2 protein-coding genes are annotated in these 1586 nt (G+C 63.9%); both read right to left on the minus strand.

Annotation, left to right across the window (positions count from 1 at the left end; all coding sequences use genetic code 11):
* Positions 1-162: 162 nt before the first annotated feature.
* Positions 163-786, minus strand: a complete 624-nt coding sequence (gene hflD, locus ACQKQA_RS30315) for a high frequency lysogenization protein HflD (RefSeq protein ID WP_427564799.1) — start codon at positions 784-786, stop codon at positions 163-165.
* On the minus strand, positions 783-1586 hold an 804-nt coding region (mnmA, locus tag ACQKQA_RS30320; protein ID WP_427564800.1), incomplete at its 5' end, for a tRNA 2-thiouridine(34) synthase MnmA. The genes mnmA and hflD, both read right to left, overlap by 4 nt.

The following is a 1586-nucleotide window of genomic DNA, read 5'->3' on the forward strand; positions in this document are numbered from 1 at the left end:
AACAGGGGAAACCGCAGTGAGCGAAGAGAGCTGCATGGGGTGTTCTCGGACAGTCGGGCAACGAAATGGGGCGCGTATCATACATGAAAAAATCCGCCGGTCCGTTGCCAACTGACCGGCGTATTACGCGTTACTGACTACAAATGGTCTTGCGGGCGCGGTTCAGCTGCTGCGCATCAGCGGATAAAGCTCTTTGAGCAATTTGCGTCGGCTGATCACCAGCTGCCAGCGATGGCCGCCCAACTGGCGCCACAGGCGCGCCGAACGGATGCCGGCCAGCAGCAAGGCGCGGATTTTCGACGCGTTGCTCGGTTGCTGCAGGTTGCGCATGTCGCCATGCACCTGGATCCGCTGGCGCAGGGTGCTCAGGGTGTCCTGGTACAGCGAGCCGCAAGCGGCAATCACGTTTTCGTGGGCCGGGCCGAAATGTTCGACCTGGGATTGAATCTGCGGCAGGCGCTTGCCGATGGTTTCCAGCATGTCGTCGCGCTTGGCCAGCTGGCGCTCGAGGCCGAGCATCGACAGGGCGTAGCGCAGCGGCTCGCGCTGGAGGGTGCTGGGGTCGCGTTCCAGGGCGCCGATCAGGGCGCGATAGCCTTCGCGCAGGTTGATGTCGTCGCCGCCGTAGACTTCCAGGGTGTCTTTCGGGTCGCGGATCAGCAGGCTGCCGAGCATGCAGCTCAAGGCGGCCTCGGTGACCTGGCCGGTCTTGGCGATCTTGTCTACCAGCACGGCGGCGAGAAACACGCCGCCCAGTGCCGTCAGCTGTTCCTGGATCGGGCTCATGCCTTGCTGCTCCAGGGTTCGGCGACTTCGATCACGCCGCCGCCCAGGCAGATTTCACCGTCATAGAACACCACGGACTGACCGGGAGTGACGGCGCGCTGTGGGTCGTCGAAGGTGGCACGGTAGCCGCTGGCGGTCTTTTCCAGAGTGCAGGGCTGGTCGCTCTGGCGATAGCGCACTTTCGCGGTCAGGCGGCGCGGCTCGCTCAGGTCGATCGGGTTGACCCAATAGATGTCGGAAGCGAGCAGGGCGCGGGAGAACAGCCAGGGGTGATCGTTGCCCTGGCCAACGATCAGTTCGTTGTGCTCCAGGTCCTTGATCAGCACGTACCACGGTTCTTCGCCGGCGTCCTTGAGACCGCCGATACCGAGGCCCTGGCGCTGGCCGATGGTGTGGTACATCAAGCCGTGGTGGCGGCCGATCACTTCACCTTCGGTGGTCTTGATCTCGCCGGGCTGGGCCGGCAGGTATTGCTTGAGGAAGTCGCTGAAGCGACGCTCGCCGATAAAGCAGATACCGGTGGAGTCCTTTTTCTTGGCGGTGGCCAGGTCGTGTTTCTCGGCGATCGCGCGGACTTCGGGCTTTTCCAGCTCACCCACCGGGAACAGGGTCTTGGCGATCTGCTCGCCACCGACGGCGTGCAGGAAGTAGCTCTGGTCCTTGTTCGGGTCCAGGCCCTTGAGCAGTTCGGTGCGTCCGTCGATGTCACGGCGGCGCACATAGTGGCCGGTGGCACCTTCCAGCTGGTCCCACAGCTCGTCGCAGCCGATGCGATGGGCCGGGCGGGTGGAGAGCTTGAC

This window comes from Pseudomonas sp. NPDC089530, assembly GCF_050280705.1.
Classification (GTDB): domain Bacteria; phylum Pseudomonadota; class Gammaproteobacteria; order Pseudomonadales; family Pseudomonadaceae; genus Aquipseudomonas.